The organism is Lysobacter sp. yr284 (assembly GCF_900107375.1).
In the GTDB taxonomy this organism is placed as follows: Bacteria; Pseudomonadota; Gammaproteobacteria; order Xanthomonadales; family Xanthomonadaceae; genus Lysobacter.
In genome coordinates this window covers 18,815-34,508 of record NZ_FNPT01000022.1, presented here as the reverse complement: position 1 = coordinate 34,508, position 15,694 = coordinate 18,815, and the positions used below count along the sequence as shown (strand labels likewise).

17 protein-coding genes are annotated in these 15,694 nt (G+C 66.0%); all 17 read left to right on the top strand.

What is annotated here, in order from left to right; translation table 11 throughout:
* Position 1 precedes the first annotated feature (1 nt).
* A complete protein-coding gene (locus BLV01_RS21590; protein ID WP_091804998.1) occupies positions 2-394 on the top strand; it encodes a head decoration protein in 393 nt (130 codons plus the stop codon).
* 3 nt (positions 395-397) lie between these two features.
* On the top strand, positions 398-1,405 hold the full coding sequence (locus BLV01_RS21585) for a major capsid protein (protein WP_254782724.1): 1,008 nt from the start codon (positions 398-400) through the stop codon (positions 1,403-1,405).
* 2 nt (positions 1,406-1,407) lie between these two features.
* Positions 1,408-1,698 carry a hypothetical protein gene (locus BLV01_RS21580; RefSeq protein WP_091804996.1) on the top strand — a complete coding sequence of 97 codons (291 nt, stop codon included), beginning with the start codon at positions 1,408-1,410 and terminating at the stop codon, positions 1,696-1,698.
* Positions 1,691-2,119, top strand: coding sequence for a hypothetical protein (locus BLV01_RS21575; protein WP_091804994.1), 429 nt, complete (start codon positions 1,691-1,693; stop codon positions 2,117-2,119). Before BLV01_RS21580 ends, BLV01_RS21575 begins: the two co-directional genes overlap by 8 nt.
* Positions 2,119-2,676, top strand: coding sequence for a hypothetical protein (locus BLV01_RS21570; RefSeq protein ID WP_091804992.1), 558 nt, complete (start codon positions 2,119-2,121; stop codon positions 2,674-2,676). The genes BLV01_RS21575 and BLV01_RS21570 overlap by 1 nt, the downstream gene beginning before the upstream one ends.
* A gap of 54 nt (positions 2,677-2,730) precedes the next feature.
* Entirely contained in the window at positions 2,731-3,489 is a 759-nt protein-coding gene (locus tag BLV01_RS21565) for a phage tail tube protein (RefSeq protein WP_091804990.1), read from the top strand.
* Positions 3,489-3,920 (top strand): DUF6631 family protein, encoded by a 432-nt coding sequence (locus BLV01_RS21560; RefSeq protein WP_091804988.1) that lies wholly within the window; start codon positions 3,489-3,491, stop codon positions 3,918-3,920. Before BLV01_RS21565 ends, BLV01_RS21560 begins: the two co-directional genes overlap by 1 nt.
* Positions 3,921-4,101: 181 nt before the next feature.
* Positions 4,102-4,323: a DUF7940 domain-containing protein gene (locus BLV01_RS21555; protein ID WP_091804986.1), complete on the top strand. Its 222-nt coding sequence runs from the start codon at positions 4,102-4,104 to the stop codon at positions 4,321-4,323.
* Positions 4,304-4,780 (top strand): glycoside hydrolase family 24 protein, encoded by a 477-nt coding sequence (locus BLV01_RS21550; RefSeq protein WP_091804984.1) that lies wholly within the window; start codon positions 4,304-4,306, stop codon positions 4,778-4,780. Before BLV01_RS21555 ends, BLV01_RS21550 begins: the two co-directional genes overlap by 20 nt.
* A 162-nt stretch (positions 4,781-4,942) precedes the next feature.
* On the top strand, positions 4,943-6,631 hold the full coding sequence (locus tag BLV01_RS21545) for a sensor domain-containing diguanylate cyclase (protein ID WP_091804982.1): 1,689 nt from the start codon (positions 4,943-4,945) through the stop codon (positions 6,629-6,631).
* Between the two features lie 125 nt (positions 6,632-6,756).
* Positions 6,757-6,891 carry a hypothetical protein gene (locus BLV01_RS27070; protein ID WP_256375630.1) on the top strand — a complete coding sequence of 45 codons (135 nt, stop codon included), beginning with the start codon at positions 6,757-6,759 and terminating at the stop codon, positions 6,889-6,891.
* 166 nt (positions 6,892-7,057) lie between these two features.
* Positions 7,058-9,739, top strand: a complete 2,682-nt coding sequence (locus BLV01_RS21540; RefSeq protein WP_091804980.1) for a tape measure protein — start codon at positions 7,058-7,060, stop codon at positions 9,737-9,739.
* Positions 9,740-9,812: 73 nt separating this feature from the next.
* Positions 9,813-10,454: a hypothetical protein gene (locus BLV01_RS21535; protein ID WP_138884520.1), complete on the top strand. Its 642-nt coding sequence runs from the start codon at positions 9,813-9,815 to the stop codon at positions 10,452-10,454.
* 188 nt (positions 10,455-10,642) lie between these two features.
* Positions 10,643-12,220, top strand: a complete 1,578-nt coding sequence (locus BLV01_RS21530) for a hypothetical protein (protein ID WP_091804976.1) — start codon at positions 10,643-10,645, stop codon at positions 12,218-12,220.
* Positions 12,220-13,155 carry a hypothetical protein gene (locus tag BLV01_RS21525; RefSeq protein WP_057945743.1) on the top strand — a complete coding sequence of 312 codons (936 nt, stop codon included), beginning with the start codon at positions 12,220-12,222 and terminating at the stop codon, positions 13,153-13,155. Before BLV01_RS21530 ends, BLV01_RS21525 begins: the two co-directional genes overlap by 1 nt.
* Before the next feature lie 14 nt (positions 13,156-13,169).
* Positions 13,170-14,873: a hypothetical protein gene (locus tag BLV01_RS21520; protein WP_138884521.1), complete on the top strand. Its 1,704-nt coding sequence runs from the start codon at positions 13,170-13,172 to the stop codon at positions 14,871-14,873.
* Positions 14,870-15,685, top strand: coding sequence for a phage BR0599 family protein (locus BLV01_RS21515; protein ID WP_057945745.1), 816 nt, complete (start codon positions 14,870-14,872; stop codon positions 15,683-15,685). The genes BLV01_RS21520 and BLV01_RS21515 overlap by 4 nt, the downstream gene beginning before the upstream one ends.
* Positions 15,686-15,694 lie beyond the last annotated feature (9 nt).

The following is a 15,694-nucleotide window of genomic DNA, read 5'->3' as shown; positions in this document are numbered from 1 at the left end:
GATGGGCATCACCGTCTATCCGCCCCAGTCTGAGCCGAACAACTTGGGCGATTTGCTCAAGTTCGAAGCCGACAACCTGTACTCGCGCGATCGCGTGACCGTGGCCGCGCAGCAGGCGCTGCAACTGGGCCATGTGGTGGGTCGCGTCACCGCAACCGGTCACGTGGTCGCGCTCGACCCGGCCGCGACCGACGGCCGTGAACAGGCCGCTGGTGTCGTCATCGTTCCGATCATCACCGCCGACACGCCCAGTCCGGACGGGCTGATCGTTGCACGCCACGCCACCGTCGCCGACCACGCCTTGGTCTGGCCGAAGGCCATCACCCCCGAACAGCGCACAGCCTGCATCCAGCAACTGCGGGGCATCGGCGTGCTTGTGCGTCAAGGAATCTGATCCATGTCGATGAACAATCCGTTCCACAACCCCGCATTCTCGGTTAGCGCGCTGACCGCCGCCATCAACCTACTGCCGAATCAGTACGGGCGCCTGGACGAGCTGAATCTGTTCCCGATCAAGCCGGTCCGCACGCGGCAGGTCACGATCGAAGAGAAGAACGGCGTGCTCTCGCTGCTGCCGACCCAACCGGTCGGCTCGCCGGGCACGGTGGGCAAGCGAGGAAAGCGAACTGCGCGAGCGTTCGTGATTCCGCACATCCCGCACGATGATGTCGTACTGCCGGAAGAGGTGGTCGGCGTTCGCGCCTTCGGCACGGAGACCGAGCTTGAAAGCGTTGCCGGCGTCATGGCCGATCATCTGCAGACCATGCGCAACAAGCACGCGATCACGCTGGAGCATCTGCGGATGGGCGCTTTGAAGGGCGTGATCTTGGACTCGGACGGCTCCGAAATCGCGAACCTGTTCGACATCTTCGGAATCCGCCCGCAGACGTTCGATTTCCAACTCAGCAATCCGGACACCGACGTTCGGAAGAAATGCCTCGATCTGAAGCGCTACATGAGCAAGGCACTGCTGGGCGAACGCATGAGTGCGATTCATGTGCTGGTGTCGTCCGACTTCTTCGACGCGCTCACTGGTCACAAGAAGGTCCAGGACGCCTACAACCGCTGGCAGGAGGGCGCGGCGCTGCGAGACGACATGCGCACGGACTTCCGCTTTGCCGGCGTTCGCTTCGAAGAGTACACGGGCGAGGCGAGCGACGCTGACGCGAACGTGAGGAAGTTCATCGAGCCCGGTGAGGGCCATGCATTTCCCCTGGGCACCCTCGACACCTTCTCCACGTATGTTGCGCCGGCCGATTTCAACGAGACGGTTAATACCCTGGGCCAGTTGCTCTACAGCAAGCAGGCGCCACGTAAGTTCGACCGCGGTACCGACCTGCATACGCAGTCGAATCCGCTACCGATGTGCCATCGCCCGGCATTGCTCGTGAAGCTGAAGGCGTAAGCGTGGACGAGTTCTCCACGGCAGATACCGTAATCTTCGACGCGCTCGGCGCCGTCGCGCAGGTTCAACGCCCACCTAACTCCTCGGCGTCGATCCACCTTGTCGTGCGCGACGGTGTCGAGCGTCTGGGGGATTTCCAGCAGGTCATTGGTCGGGCGCGCCATGTCGTGGCGCGCAATGCCGACTGGGTCTTCCGCCGCGGCGACGTGGTGATCCTCGAAGGGCGCGCCCAGCCGGTGGAAACGATCGTTCGCGACGACGGCTTGGTCAACGAGGCCGTCCTGCATGGCTGAGCCGGCCCCGACCTGGGCGCTGCTGGAGCGTATCGCCGCCCGCTTAGCGGAGATTAGATCCGACCGCGGCTATCGAACCGACATCGGTGCCGATGTTGCGTTGGAGCCGGCGCAGCATGCCGAGCCCGATGTGCCGGGACTGACCCTGGCGGCGCTAGGCGTGCAGCGCGATACCCAAAAGCCACACGGCCAACATCGGCTCCTGCAGGCGATTGTCGAAGCCACGGTGCCGGCCCACCTCAACGACGCACACGCCCAAGCACACGCCATCGCCGCCGATGTCGAGGATGCGCTCGATGCGTGGATTCCGCTGCCGCAGGCGCTGCCGTTGCAGGTCGAGGACATCGTATTCCTCGATCGGCCCGAGGGCTTGGCGGTGGTCGCGGTGCAGCTGACCTTGACGGTTCGGTATCGACGCTGATGCGGGTTTCCATCGACGCCGATGGCGCGCTGAACGCGGCCAAGGTCATCAGCGCGTTGCCAGCGAGCGTGTTGCTGGCCCAGCGCCGGGCGCTGGGCACACTGCGTCGCCGCTGGCCGGTCATCGCGCGCCGCGACATCCAAACCGAGTACGCAATATCGGCGGCCCGGATTCGCGACGGCCTGAGCGTGCGCATCACCCGGGACGGCATTGAGCTGGTCGGCCGCGTGCGCGGTATTGGCCTGCTGAACTTCGCCGGACGTGGGACGCCAACGGGCCTGCGTTACCGCATCTTCCAGAACCGGCCAGGCCACGAACCCCATGGATTCGTGCGTGCGCGGCGGGGGCAAGGCATCGCCAAGGCCTGGGAGCGCGAGTCCCTGGCCGGCAGCGGCGGGACGCGGCGGGTGCCGCGCTACCCCATCGAACCCCTGTTCGGCCCGTCGCTGGCTCAGATGCTGCGCAAGGGCGATCGCCCGGCCCGCATAGCTCAAGCGGGTCTGGACGTCATCACTGCAGAGCTGGATCGGCAACTCCTGCGCTCGCTGCGCCGCTGAATGGGCCGCCGGCTGGCGGCCTTCGACATCTTATATATAGGAGCACGCGACCCGATGGCCGCGCCGAATCTGTTTTCGTTCCAAGGCAAGGTCTACCTCGCCCAGCGCCAGTCCACGGGCAAGCCCGGTCCGCTGCGCTGGGTCGGCAACGCCCCGCAGCTGGAACTCGCCCTGGAAGTCCAAAACTCGGACAAGTTCGAATCCTTCAGCGGCAATCGCTTGCTGTATGGCCGGCTCGTCCAATCCAAGACCGCCAACGTCAACCTGACGCTGGACGAAGCGACGCCGGAGAACTTGGCCGAGGGCTTGTACGCCTTGCCGGCGACGGTGCAGGCCGGCGCGGTCAGCAACGAACTGCTGCCGGCGGGCCTCAAGGCGGGCGACCTGATCGCGCTCGACCGCGGCCACATCAGCGAGTTGTCGTTGACGGACAGCGCCAATCCCCCGGGGACGATCCCTCCGGCAAACTGGTGGACCGAGTCGCCGACGGCCGGCGTGATCGGGCTGCGGAAGGTCGATGGCTTCACCCAGCCCTACAAGGCGACCTACCAGTACGGCGCGACGGTCAACATCGCCCTGTTCACGACCCCGCCGCCGGAGCGGATGCTGTTCCTCGACGGCATCAACACCGTCACCGGCCAACGCGCCAAGGTGACCCTGTACCGCCTGACGTTCAATCCCATCGAGCAGTTGGCGTTGATCTCGGAGGAGTGGGGCAGCCTGCAACTCTCCGGCGCCGCGCTGTTCGATGAATCCCGCGCGCTGGACCCCGAGCTGGGTGGTTTCGGCCGGATCGAGCTGGTGGCCGACTGATGGCGCGCAAGGTGAAGCGTCGGGCGCCAGCGGCCGACGACCTGACGATTTTGGAGCCGAATCGCACGCTGCCTATCGGCGGGCACAACGTCACCGTACGCGAAATCGGCTTCTTCGAAAGCCTGCGACTGCATGCCGAGATCGCGGCGCTGGTCGCCGACCTGGTCGAACACACGGACGACGGCAATGTCGATCTGGGGCGGCTGCACCGGGTCTGCGCCGCGCATCCGACCGCCACGATCACGCTGCTCGCACAAGCCTGCGATCAGCCCGCCGAGTGGGTGCAGGCACTGCCCGGCGCGCAGGGCGATCTATTGCTGCTGACGTTCTGGGCGGTCAATGCGGATTTTTTTCTGCAGCGCGTGCTGGCGGCGGTGGAACTGCGGCGGGTGGCCCCGGCAGCGACTGGCCCAGCGTCCTCGCCACCCTGATCGATCACGGCCACGACTGGTCCTGGATCGAGTGCGCGACCGCGCGCCAACTCGCCTTGTTCTATCGCGCCGCGATTCAGCGCGAACGCGCGCTGCGCGCCGAGCGCATCGAGGACGTAAACGCCGGTTTCGCTGGCGGAGCTGACGTCACCGCCCTTATTCAATCCCTTCGGGAACCCTTATGAAGTTGATCGAGAACTGGCGCCATGCGTGGCGCTTCTTGAGCGTGCAGGCGATGAGCTTGGCGCTGGCGGTGCAGGGCGTCTGGCTGAACATCCCCGACGACCTGCGCGTGCATGTACCGGATCGGGTCGCCACGTATGTAACCGCAGGCGTTCTGGTGCTGGGCTTGTTTGGCCGTCTGTTCCAGCAGCGAGGCGCCGATGGCACGTCTGATCGCTGAGCAGGCGGGTGGCCAGAATGTCGTGGCCTTCCTGGATACGATCGCGCACGCCGAGGGCGTCGAGCGGTTCAGCGTCATCGGCGGGTACGACGTGCTGGTGGGCGGCGATCGGTTTACGGACTTCGCCCACCATCCACGCATCAAGGTCTGGCTGCCGAAGTACCGAATCCGCTCCACCGCTGCCGGCCGTTATCAGTTCCTATGGCGGACCTGGAACAGCCTTCAAATCCGGCTGAAACTGCCGGACTTCGGCCCGGCGTCGCAGGACTGTGCCGCCATCGAACTGCTGCGCGAGAACGGGTCGCTGGCCGACATCAAGAAGGGCTGGATCAGTTCGGCGGTCCGAAAGTCCCGCAAGACCTGGGCGTCGCTGCCGAACGCCGGCTACGGCCAGCGGGAGTTGCCGCTGGAAGCTCTGCTGGTGGTCTACCAAAGGGCAGGGGGCCAAGTCGCATGACGATGGGCCGGCCGGCGAAACGTCTTCGAAAAATCGAAGAAAGTGACGGCATTCGCTAGTCAACGCCGGTTTCGTCTTGGCCCGACGAGGAACCGTGACCCGGCGCACCTAGCCCTCCCTGCGGCGCCGCTATTCTCGCGAAACACTCAGGGAGGGAGCTCGATGCGGACGGTTGCGTCCCAATGCTGGTCCAGCCTGCTGCTCCTGCTACTAGCGCTGCTTGTCGGCAGTGCTCATGCGGCGCCGCTTCGGCTGGAACGGTTGGATCGCCAGGGCGCGCAGCCGGACGAAGTGCTGGCCGGCGCCTATGATCGGGAGTTCCGTAAGGTCGAAGGCACCAGCATCGTGATCCCGCGCCCGGCGCCCCAGTGGTGGCGGGTTGTGCTGGGCGACCTGCCCGCAGATCGGGCGCTACCCCAGCTCGTCCTTTCGCCCCCGAATCAGAAGCGCTTGGAAGTGTGGCAGCCCGGCGAACGTGCCCCGGCGAGCCGCACCGCCTTCGGCCCCGAGTCCGAGTTGCTGCACTCCGCTCGCGCGCTGGTGGTCCCGTTGAACGCGGGCCTTAAGCCGGGCGATGTGCTGTACCTACGAATTACCTCGCCGAATTTGATTGGCTCGGAGTTGTCGGTCGAGCCGATGGCAACGGTGCATGCTGGCGATGTCCAGTACGCGCGATTCCGTGCCTCCGTGCTCGTCGCCCTTTTCATTGTCGCGCTGATTTCGTTCGGTTACTTCGCCGCTTTGCGCGAACACGGGTACGCCTATCTCGGCATCACGCTGCTGGCCCAGCTCGCCAACCTAATGATCGAAGGTGGCGAGATCCGCGTATTCCCCGCGCTGGCCGAGTTCGCGATGGACCGGCGGACCAACATCGTCATCAATACAGCGGCGGTCCTGACGGGCATTCGCTTCCTCATGTTCTTCCTGCAGCTGCAGGTCCAGCAGCCACGTGTCGCGCAACTGCTGAACGTGTGCAGCACGCTGCTCGGCGGCCTGTTGCTGGTCTCGGTGATTCATGTAACCACGTTCAGTGCCTACTTCGGCAACACCGTGATGCTCATCGCCTTTGGCGGGATCGCCGTTGCGATCGTCCGAGCGCTGCGCCGCCGCCAACTGGACGCGATGTATCTGCTGCTCGCATGGGCGCCGGTTATGGTGGTCTTGGTGGCGATGGTCGGCGGCTACCAAAATTGGTGGGCGATGCCCGGTTGGGCCATCGATGGGTTCCCGATTGGCTTGGCAACCAGCGGCTTGGGCTTGATGCTCGGCCTCACGGCGCGGCTGGAGCAGTTGCGTGTGGACCGGGATGCCGCCCAGCGCCGGTGGACTTACGACAAGCTCACCGGCGTGATCACGCGCGACGCGGTCGAGGACATGCTACGGATCAACATCGAGAAAGCGCACGCCGCCGGCTCGCCGTTGTCGGTGGTGTTTGTCGACATCGACCACTTCAAATCCATCAACGACCTGTACGGCCATTCCGCGGGTGACGAAGCGCTGCGCATAGTTGCGCTTCGGATACGCAACTGGCTGCCCACGGGCCATTTGGTCGCGCGCTACGGTGGCGACGAAATGCTGCTGGTGCTGATCGGACTGAATCAGTCCGAGGCGTTGGTCTTGGCGGGCGCGCTCCGCGAGACTGTCAGTCGGAATCCGCTGGCCATCGACGGCGCCACCGTGCCGCTGGGACTGTCGATGGGTGTCGCGGACCTTCGGCCGGGGGACTCCTCCGAGACATTGCTGCGTCGGGCCGATGAGGCGCTCTACCGGAGCAAGGCGGCGGGCCGGGCCCGGGTCACCGGTTATGGCGGTGGCCAGGATATCGAAGGGGTCGGCCAGCTCGATCTGTGAGTGGGATCAAGCTCTCCGCTCCGTCCTCTGAAGCGGGTTAGCCCGCCGGGGCTACATTGGGATGCGGTGGCCAGCCCAAGGTCGGGCGGGCCGGGACCGCATGTCGCCCAACAGAGGATTCCGTCATGAAAGCACGCGCCACTATCGTTCTGGCCCTGGTTCTGCTCGCCTGCGCCGGCTGCAAGCCGCCCAATCTGCTGCCCCCCGGCGACACGGCGAAGGCGCCGACTGCGTCGGCTCCCAGCCACTTGGCGGTCTGACTGCGCTGCTCAATCTCCTTCTCGTTCCGCCGAACCGTTCGGTAACTCGGCATCCCTCCGCCGCATAGGCGGAGGTGCTTTCTGCGGCCCACGCCGCCTATTCCCTTTCCCAGCCTGAGTGTCCGGCCGCAGTGCGGCAGGGCCGGCGTCGCCCTGTGCATTCTGAATGGCCAATCGCGATACCACGATTACGCTGCTGCTGCGAGGTAACGCAGCGGCGCTGAATGCTGCGCTCCAACAGGCCGGCGCCCGCGTGCGCTCGTTCGCGAACGAGTCCCAGGCCGCGGGGCGCAAGGCGCAGGCCAGCCTGGCGGGCTTGCAGTCCGAGATTCGGGGAGTCGCCGCCGGCTATCTGTCGCTGCGATCCGTCCAGGCGCTCGCGCGCGTGGCCGACGAAGCGATCACCCTGCAGGGGCGCCTGAAACTGGCGACCAAGAGCCAGGAGGAATTCAACACCGCGTACAGCGGTGTCCAGCAGATCGCGCAGGCGACCCGTCAGCCGTTGGCGGCCACAGTCGATCTCTATGCCCGCGTCGAGCGCAGCACGCAAGCGCTCAAGCTGAGCCAGGATCAACTGCTCGGCCTGACGCAGACGATCTCCCAGGCGGTGGCGCTGAGCTTCACCTCCGCAGCCTCTGGCGAGGCCGCGTTGATGCAGTTGGGGCAAGGCTTGTCGACGGGGCGGCTGGGCGGCGAAGAACTGAATTCGGTTCTCGAACAGACGCCGCGGTTGGCCGAGGCGCTGAAAGCGGGTCTGAAAGACCTGGGCGTCGAGGGCGCGGACAATCTCAAGAAGCTTGCGGCCGAGGGCAAGCTGACCACGGCGGTGGTGCTTCAGGCGATCCAGAGCCAGGGCAAGTCGATCTCCGAGGAGTTCGCGAAGCTGCCCGTGACTATCGGCGGCGCACTGACGCAGCTGAGCAATGCGTTCACCATCACCATCGGCGACACCGAGCGCGCGACCGGCGCGGCCGGCGCCTTCTCCACCGAGCTGTCGTCGCTCGCGACCTTCATCTCCAACTACAACGCTGCCCTGGTCGCTGCGGGTGGTACGACGGATATGGCAGGACAGAAGCTCAACGCCCTGGTTTCCATCGTTCGAGTGGTGGGCACCGCATTGATCGGATTGAAGGTCGGCTTCCAGATCATTGGCCGGGTCATCGCGGCGCTGATGGTCAGCGTCGAGAATTTTGGGCGCTATCTCATCCTCAACGGACAGGTGGTGGTCGCCTACGTCGAAGGGTTGCGAAAGATTGCGCAGTTCGACTTTTCGGCACCCGATCAGTTCTTCGCCACTCAGCAGCAGGCCCTCCAAGAGGCCAAGGGCCTGGCGCGGCAGACCGCGGAGGCGTGGCGCGCGGCCGGCGAGGATATGGCCGACGAGATCGGCAAAGCCAACACGCAGTTGGGACTGCTGTGGACGACCAGCGCCGACCCGAAGCCCGCCCAGGATTTTGCGGCGAACGCCAAAACCATCGCCAACGGCGCGGGCAAGATCAAGTCAGGAGACAGCAAGGACGCCGCAAAGCAGGGCGCCAAGGATAAGAAGGATCGGGACGACCAAGCACGGAAGGATGGCGAGCGTCGAAAGGAATTGGCCGAGGCGGTCGCTGCAGCCGAGAACGCGTTGCTGCGTGTGCAGGGCAAGGAGCGGGAGGCGCGCGAACGGGAGCTGACGGCGCAGTACGCGCCGCTGCTGGCGGATATGAAGCGGCTGGGCGTCGCTGGTGAATCGACACTCCGCCTGCACATCGACACCGAGTCGGCGCAGGCACAACTGCAAGAGTTGGAAGCGAAGATCGAGCGGGTGTTCGGCGATCAGTCGCGCCAGGAACAGTCGATCCAGACCCGCCAGCAGGCGAGGCTGCTGACCGAGATCGGCGCGCGCCGGGAACTGCTGGATCTGCATGGCCGCACCGCCGCCGAGGTCGACCAGTTGCTGCCGAAGATGGATGCGCTGGCCGCCAAGACCGGCTCGCCCGAAGCGATCGAGCGAGTCAAGGATCTGACGGCACAGGTCGCCGCGCTCAAGACGCAGTCGAACGAATTAGTGGTGACGCTGACCAATGGCTTCGAGACGGGCTTGGGTAGCGCCCTAGAAGGATTGGCGACCGGCACGTTGACGCTCCGGCAAGCCCTTACGGGGCTGGTGCAGGACATGGCCCGGTCCTTGGCGCAGCTGGCATCGCAGCAACTGGCGGCGCTGGCGACCGCCAAGCTGATGTCGTTGGTAGGCAAGATCGCGGGCGGGGATAAAACGCCCGATCTCGCCCAGCCGGACCCGGTCCAAGCGGCGGCCGCAGGCGCTGCCTACGCCACCCCGATCGCGGGTGCGTCGGTCGCACTGGGCGTGGCCGGCGGCGTGGTGCTCAAGGCGGCCGGCGCTATGCAGGCCGCGGCGGCGACGTTGGCCGCAGCGAATGCGACTAAGGGAGCGAGCGGGTTCTTCGCGGCGGGCGGTTTCACCGGCATCGGTCCGAAGTACGCGCCGGCCGGCATCGTCCATCGCGGCGAATTCGTAAATCGCCGGGAGGTCGTGCGACAGCCGGGTGCGCGGTCCTTCTTGGAGCGTTTCAACCGCGTAGGCATGGCCGCATTGGATGGGCTGCGCGGGTTTGCCGGCGGGGGCTTCGTGTTACCAGCGCCGACGACCCGTGCGCCCGTGCGTAGGTCCGTCTCGGAGCGATCGGCGGCCAGCGCGTCCGGTTCGCGATCCTCGCAAATCACCAACGTTCTCTATCTGGACCCGCGCGAGATCGTCAACGTCATTGGATCGCAGGCCGGGCGGCAGGTGATTTTGTCCACAATCCGTGCGAACGCGCCTACAGTCAGACAGGATCTCGGTTAGCGGATCACAAACGTGCCTTGGATGTCCGGTGATCTGCGTCATAGTGGAAGAAAGCCCACACCGGAGGTGACCCATGCCGTTCAAAGGTATATCTGAATTGCTCGCAGCCTACCCCTGGCTTGCACCGACAGTTCTGCCATTAGTTTTCGTTATCGGTGGCGTGATTGCTTGGCAGAAGTTCTCTGGTGGGCGCTTACGACTGTCGCTGCAGAGAACCAAAAGATTTCGGGAGAAGATGAAGGAGAAGCCCATTGCATTGCAACTTGATGCGGCGATAGCCTTTGGTGTCGAGGTAGACAACAGGGTTCTCGAAATGGCGATGGAGCGGGAAAACCCTCTCGGGTTGATCCGCTGGTATATACGTTCGCGCCAGTACATCCTGCCGAAAGATGGAGCGTTCGTTGCCCGGCCCGAGCAGTTGGGTAAATCGTTCAAAACTCAGGCGAACATCGCGCTTGGAATTGTTGTGGCGTACTTCTTTGTATTATGGAGCGGCCTCGCCTTTGTGTTGTATCTTCCGAACTGGGCGCAGGTGATATTGATCGCGATGATGCTCGTGTTTCCTGTCATCGGTCCAATGTTTGCTTGGTTCTCCGCGAAGCTTGCCACGGCGCATCGTCTGACGGCGGAGCTCGACGTCTATCACCCGGTTCGAAAGAAGCCCGCAAGGCAATCGCGATCCAAAGCGGCGAAGGCTTTGCCGAAGGCAGAATAGCCATCCCGGCAGGCGCGCGTCGCGAAGAGTGGTGCGCAATGTCGACGCCGCATTTGTTTTTCGAGCCGCGAACCTCGTTTCAGGTTTTGCGGCCACCCTCGGTAGAATTCTTGCCGACGGTTAGATCCCCTTGTTCTCAACCGTCAAACGCTCCCGGCCCCTCAGGCCGGGAGCGTTTTTATTTGCCTATGACTCTCCGCACCGGCGTTGCTTCCGACTACTACGATTTCCTCAATCGCCTGGAAACCACGCTTTGTGCCGAAGGCCACGCCTGGGGTCAGCTTTATGCCGGCGCCGGCAACGGCACGCTGACCGGACCGGACGGCGCCACCGGCGGTTACTGTGGTGGTAGCGCCAGCGTTGCCGAGGGCTTCACCCTCACCGCGCTCGATGCCGAGCGGTTCCAGGTGGCCGGTGCGGTCGCGGGCGATCTGGGCATCGCGCAGGTCGGCCAGCCGTTCGATTCCGAGCGGCTGCGATTCCGCATCAACGCAGGCTCGGTTCCATTTGTGGCGGGCGACCGCTTCACCCTGAACACGTCGCCGGCCTGGACGCGGGTGCGCCGCACCGGCTGCCGCAACGCCAGCGCTCGCACCACGAACCTGAGCAATCCCGCTGCGGTGTTCGACAACCGAACCGACACATGGGGCGGCTTGCCCGTCGCCAGTCTGCCGGCCCACGCCAGTATCGAGATGATCGGTCCGGCGGTCATCAAGGCGATTACCCTGGGTATCGGCGACAGCGGCGCGCGCGGCCCGGCAGCTTTCGAACTGCAGCGCTCCGACGACGGCTCGGCCTGGTCGCGGGTTCAAGCCTGGGGCGGCCAGGTCTGGCCCACCGCGCGCATGCGTCGGACGTATTCGATCATCGGCGCGTCCGCGCCGGCGCGGTTCTGGCGTGTCCTGATCACCGCCACGGCCGGCGCCGACCCGCTCGACGTCAACGATGTCAGCTTCCACACCGATCTGAACGCCGATTTCGAACTCGAAGACCGGGCGCAATGGATCGTGCAGGCGCCGGGACTGGACGGGCAGAAGGCGATCTTCATCGGCGCCGAGCTGTACGAGGACAGCGCGCGCGCCGCCTACAACCTCAACTGGTACGGCTTCCGCTCGCACAACCCGCTGCGCGGCGTGCGGACGCAGACCAACGCCAGTGGCGTACGCGGATTGCCGTTGCGCAACGGCCCTTTCGCCTACTGGCTGGCGATCAACGGCCAGCGCGTAGTGATCGTGGCGCGCGTCGGCACGGTCTACCTGAGCGCGTACCTGGGCTTCATCAACGCCTACGAGCCACCCTCGATCCACGAGTACCCCCTCGCTATCGGCGCCTGCGGCTCCGTCGAGACGCTGACCCCGGATGCGACCGATGCCAGCTTCCGCTGCTTCTTCGACCCGGGGCGCTATGGCTTGGCGGTGAACTACCCGGACAACGTGTGGCGGGTACATGCCAACCGGTACTCCTCTGGATCGAGCGATACCGGCGATACCGAAACGCCCGGCAAGGTCTACCCCAGCGCGATGTCCACCGGGGGCGACCGCGCCACGCTGCGCGACAACCTCGATGGTTCTTCGCCGGTGCTGCCGCTGATCCTGGGAAATACCTCTCCACGGCACACGCTGGGCGAGTTCGATGGCTGCGGCTGGACGACGGGCTTCAGCACCGCTTCGGAATCGCGCATCGACCACGACGGCGCGGCCTGGATGACGTTCCAGAACGCCTTTCGCATTTCCCCCGACAACTACTTCGCTTTGAAGCTGGATTGATGGCTTACACGACCGCGATCGCGAGCGATCCCAACGAGTTGCTGGACAAGCTGCGCGTGTTTGCGCAAGGCAACGGCTGGAGCGTCGATGGTTGGCGCGACCGGACCGTGAAGGCCGGCAAGGCGTTGAGCGTGCACGCGGATTCCCTTTTCGTCACCTTCCTGTCGGAGCTGGCCGCAGGCGACAGCGCGCGGCCCGGCCCGTTCGTCGGTGCGTTTGGGCATACCGGTTACGCCACCCATGCCAACGCGGATGTCCAAGCGGAGGCCAGCGGTCCGGTCTGGGCCAACTACGCGCAAGGCCCCTACAGCGCGGTTCACTTCTTCGGTCGAACCGCGCCGCAGCCGTACCTGCATGTGGTGCTGGAAACGCAGGCTGGCACGTTCAAGCACTTCGGCACGGGCCGGTTGGTGACCCGCGGGATCGTGAACACCGGCCAGTACGTCTACGGCAGCCAGTGGTACTACGACGACAGCTACGTCAACAGCCCGGACGATGGCCGCCACGCGATCGCGTTCGATGACAGCTTTACCAACTACCTCACCACCGCGACACGTGTTCGCGCCGACTACGACGGCATGGCACCGCGCTGGCATGCGGTCTCGGATACGGGCAGTGATCCGCGCGCGCTGTACTGCGGCTGGCGCCGCCGTGCAGCCCCGATCAATCTATTGAAGGAGTTCGGGCACAGTACCTTGACCGGCCGAGCGCCCGGCCAGCCGCTGTGGTGCGCGGTTCCGCGCGGGGGCGACCTGAGCACCGATGTCGGCCATCCGCCCGATCTGCGCTTCATTCGTCTGGACAGCTACGCCCCCGGCGAGGAGCTGGTGCTGGGCAGCGACCGCTGGAAGATGTTTCCGGTCCACCGCAAGAACGGTCCGGTCGGCACCCCGAACAGCGGGGTCTACGGCTATGCCTATCGCATCACCGAGTAACTAGCGGACATCGTATGTGGCATGGCCTGTGGCCGCTGACCTTCAGCGGTCAGGGCGATTACTTCCGATCTCCCCCGTTCTGGGACGGCCGCGCCTCTGGCGCGCTGGGGGCAGAGCCCGCCCATGGCCGGCGCATGGTGGAGGTGCCCCAGTACATCGGCGATCAACGCCGCGGTGCGCTGCAACCGCTGTTCGGCGATGACTTTTTCGACCGCATCCACGTGGAGCCGTGGCTGCTGAACCTCGGCAACGTCAGCAGCGTGCAGCGCCGAGCGACGCGCGTGTGGAATGCGTTCCGCAGCCGAGCACTGACGTTAACCGACGCGACGCTGTCGGGCGGCGAGGGCATAGTGCTGACCGCGCCGGGTTCGCCGCCGCTGCCGTTCGCCCCGCTGTCGGAACGAACGTGGCAGGTCGCGGTCGGCACCGATGGCCCGCCGGTGATCGGCGCCACCCTGGCATTCCGGTTCGACGGGTTCCCCGAACTGGCGGTCGTCATCACCGGTCAGCGCATCGTCGCCTTCGCGTTCGTGCCGGACTGGTCGCGCGGCGTGCTGGAACGGCTGGCCTGGCGCACCGACATCTTGACCAGCCTGCTGCAGGTCGAACAACGCCGCGGCCTGCGCTCGACGCCGCGGCGGTCGTTCGAAGCGACGCTGATCGTGGACGGCCGCGAGCGGGTGCTGTTGGATCTGGCCGTGTTCGGCTGGGGCGGACGGACCTGGGCGCTGCCGGTCTGGCCGGACGGGCAATGGCTGGGCGCAGAGCATGCGCTCGGGGTCCGCGTCCTGGCCTGCGATCCAGCCCATCGCGATTTCCGACCGGGCGGCCTGGTGTTGCTGCGCGGATCGGCCGCGTTCGACACCGAGGTCGCCGAGATCGAGAGCATCGGCGCCGACCGCATCGTCCTGCGGCATCCGACGACGCGCGCGTGGCCGCGCGGCGCCCGCTTGTACCCCGTCCGGACCGCCCGCCTCGCCGAGGCGCCCAAGGTCACACGCCTGACCGATCAGGCGGCGTCGATCACAGTGCGCTTCGACGTGGTCGAACCCTGCGACTGGCCGACGCTGATCGATGCGCCCGTCTACCGCGGGCATCCCGTCCTGGCCGATCGCCCGGACGAGTCCGAATCGCTGTCGGCCGGATGGCAGCGCGCCTTGCTGTCCCTGGACAACGAGTTCGGCGCCCCGTTCGTGCTGGACCCGGCGGACTGGGCGGCCGTGACCCAATCGCACCGCTGGCGCATGCATGGACGGGCCGAGCGCGCGCGCGTCCGGTCCTGGCTCTACGCCCTGCGGGGCCGCCAGCGCGCCGTGTGGCGGCCGACCCACGCCGACGACCTGGCCTTGCTGGCCACCGTCGCCGGCACCGCGACGGCGGCGGACGTGGCCAACGTCGGCCTGGCCCGGTTCGGCGGTCTGCGGTCGGGGCGCCGCGATCTGCGCATTGAGCTGCGCGACGGTCGCGCCTTCCATCGACGCATCACCGCCGCGGTCAGCCTGGACGAAGCCGTGGACCGGATCACGTTCAACGCGGCGCTGGGCGCGGAAGTCCGGCCGCGCGATGTGAGGCGGATCAGCTTCATGGCGCTCTCGCGCGCGGACAGCGACGAAACCGAAATCGAGCACCACACCGACAGCGACGGCGCCGCCGACGCGGCCACCGTGTTGCGCGCGGTACGCGATCCCGACCAAGACGATGGACCCGCCCCGGCATGAGTTTCGACCAATACGAGCGCTCGACCGCCGCGGGCAATCCACGGCGGCTGTACGAGTTCGTCCGCGGCGGCCAGCGCTGGCGGTACACGGGCGGCGACCGCGATTTCCAACTCGATACCCAGACCTTCCGCGCCGTCGCGATCAGCGACGACGGCATCCGCCAGTCCGGCCACGTCGCCAGCGATGTGCTGACGATCACCGCGCCGGGCGACTTTGATGTCGCCCGGCTCTATCGCGGCTTGCCGCCGTCGACCGAGGTCGCGGTGGTCGTCCGCGACATCCACGAAGGCGATACCGAGGCCCGCGTGTCGTGGGTCGGCCGCATTGCTGGCGTCAACCGGCCCAGGCTGGAAACGAGCGAGGTGCGCTGCCAGTCACTCGACGCCGCGCTCGGTCAGCCCGGATTGCGGTTGGCCTGGACGCGCGGCTGCCCGCACACGCTCTACGACCGCAACTGCCGGGTGAACCCCGAGGCGCATCGGCTGCCGGCGCTGCTGGCGACGGTCGCCGGCAACGTCGTCACCGCGGGCGCTTTCGGCCTGCACCCTGATGGCTGGTTGGCCGGTGGATTTCTGGCCTGGGATCTGGGCGAGGCTGGGATAGAGCGGCGCGGCATCCGATTCCATGAAGGCGAGCGGTTGATCTTGCTCGGCGCCGGCGATGGTCTGCGTGTCGGCCAGGCCGTCGTCGCCTATCCGGGCTGCGCCCGAACGATTGCAATCTGCCATAGCAAGTTCGCCAACGCGCCGAACTACGGCGGCGTGCCGGGGCTGCCCGGCAAATCCCCTTTTGACGGCACGCCCGTCTTCTGACTTTCGGAT

Coding starts and splice junctions, on each gene's coding strand:
- BLV01_RS21590 (WP_091804998.1), top strand. CDS start 2: ATGGGCATCACCGTCTATCCGCCCCAGTCTGAGCCGAACAACTTGGGC.
- BLV01_RS21585 (WP_254782724.1), top strand. CDS start 398: ATGTCGATGAACAATCCGTTCCACAACCCCGCATTCTCGGTTAGCGCG.
- BLV01_RS21575 (WP_091804994.1), top strand. CDS start 1,691: ATGGCTGAGCCGGCCCCGACCTGGGCGCTGCTGGAGCGTATCGCCGCC.
- BLV01_RS21570 (WP_091804992.1), top strand. CDS start 2,119: ATGCGGGTTTCCATCGACGCCGATGGCGCGCTGAACGCGGCCAAGGTC.
- BLV01_RS21565 (WP_091804990.1), top strand. CDS start 2,731: ATGGCCGCGCCGAATCTGTTTTCGTTCCAAGGCAAGGTCTACCTCGCC.
- BLV01_RS21560 (WP_091804988.1), top strand. CDS start 3,489: ATGGCGCGCAAGGTGAAGCGTCGGGCGCCAGCGGCCGACGACCTGACG.
- BLV01_RS21555 (WP_091804986.1), top strand. CDS start 4,102: ATGAAGTTGATCGAGAACTGGCGCCATGCGTGGCGCTTCTTGAGCGTG.
- BLV01_RS21550 (WP_091804984.1), top strand. CDS start 4,304: ATGGCACGTCTGATCGCTGAGCAGGCGGGTGGCCAGAATGTCGTGGCC.
- BLV01_RS21545 (WP_091804982.1), top strand. CDS start 4,943: ATGCGGACGGTTGCGTCCCAATGCTGGTCCAGCCTGCTGCTCCTGCTA.
- BLV01_RS27070 (WP_256375630.1), top strand. CDS start 6,757: ATGAAAGCACGCGCCACTATCGTTCTGGCCCTGGTTCTGCTCGCCTGC.
- BLV01_RS21540 (WP_091804980.1), top strand. CDS start 7,058: ATGGCCAATCGCGATACCACGATTACGCTGCTGCTGCGAGGTAACGCA.
- BLV01_RS21535 (WP_138884520.1), top strand. CDS start 9,813: ATGCCGTTCAAAGGTATATCTGAATTGCTCGCAGCCTACCCCTGGCTT.
- BLV01_RS21530 (WP_091804976.1), top strand. CDS start 10,643: ATGACTCTCCGCACCGGCGTTGCTTCCGACTACTACGATTTCCTCAAT.
- BLV01_RS21525 (WP_057945743.1), top strand. CDS start 12,220: ATGGCTTACACGACCGCGATCGCGAGCGATCCCAACGAGTTGCTGGAC.
- BLV01_RS21520 (WP_138884521.1), top strand. CDS start 13,170: ATGTGGCATGGCCTGTGGCCGCTGACCTTCAGCGGTCAGGGCGATTAC.
- BLV01_RS21515 (WP_057945745.1), top strand. CDS start 14,870: ATGAGTTTCGACCAATACGAGCGCTCGACCGCCGCGGGCAATCCACGG.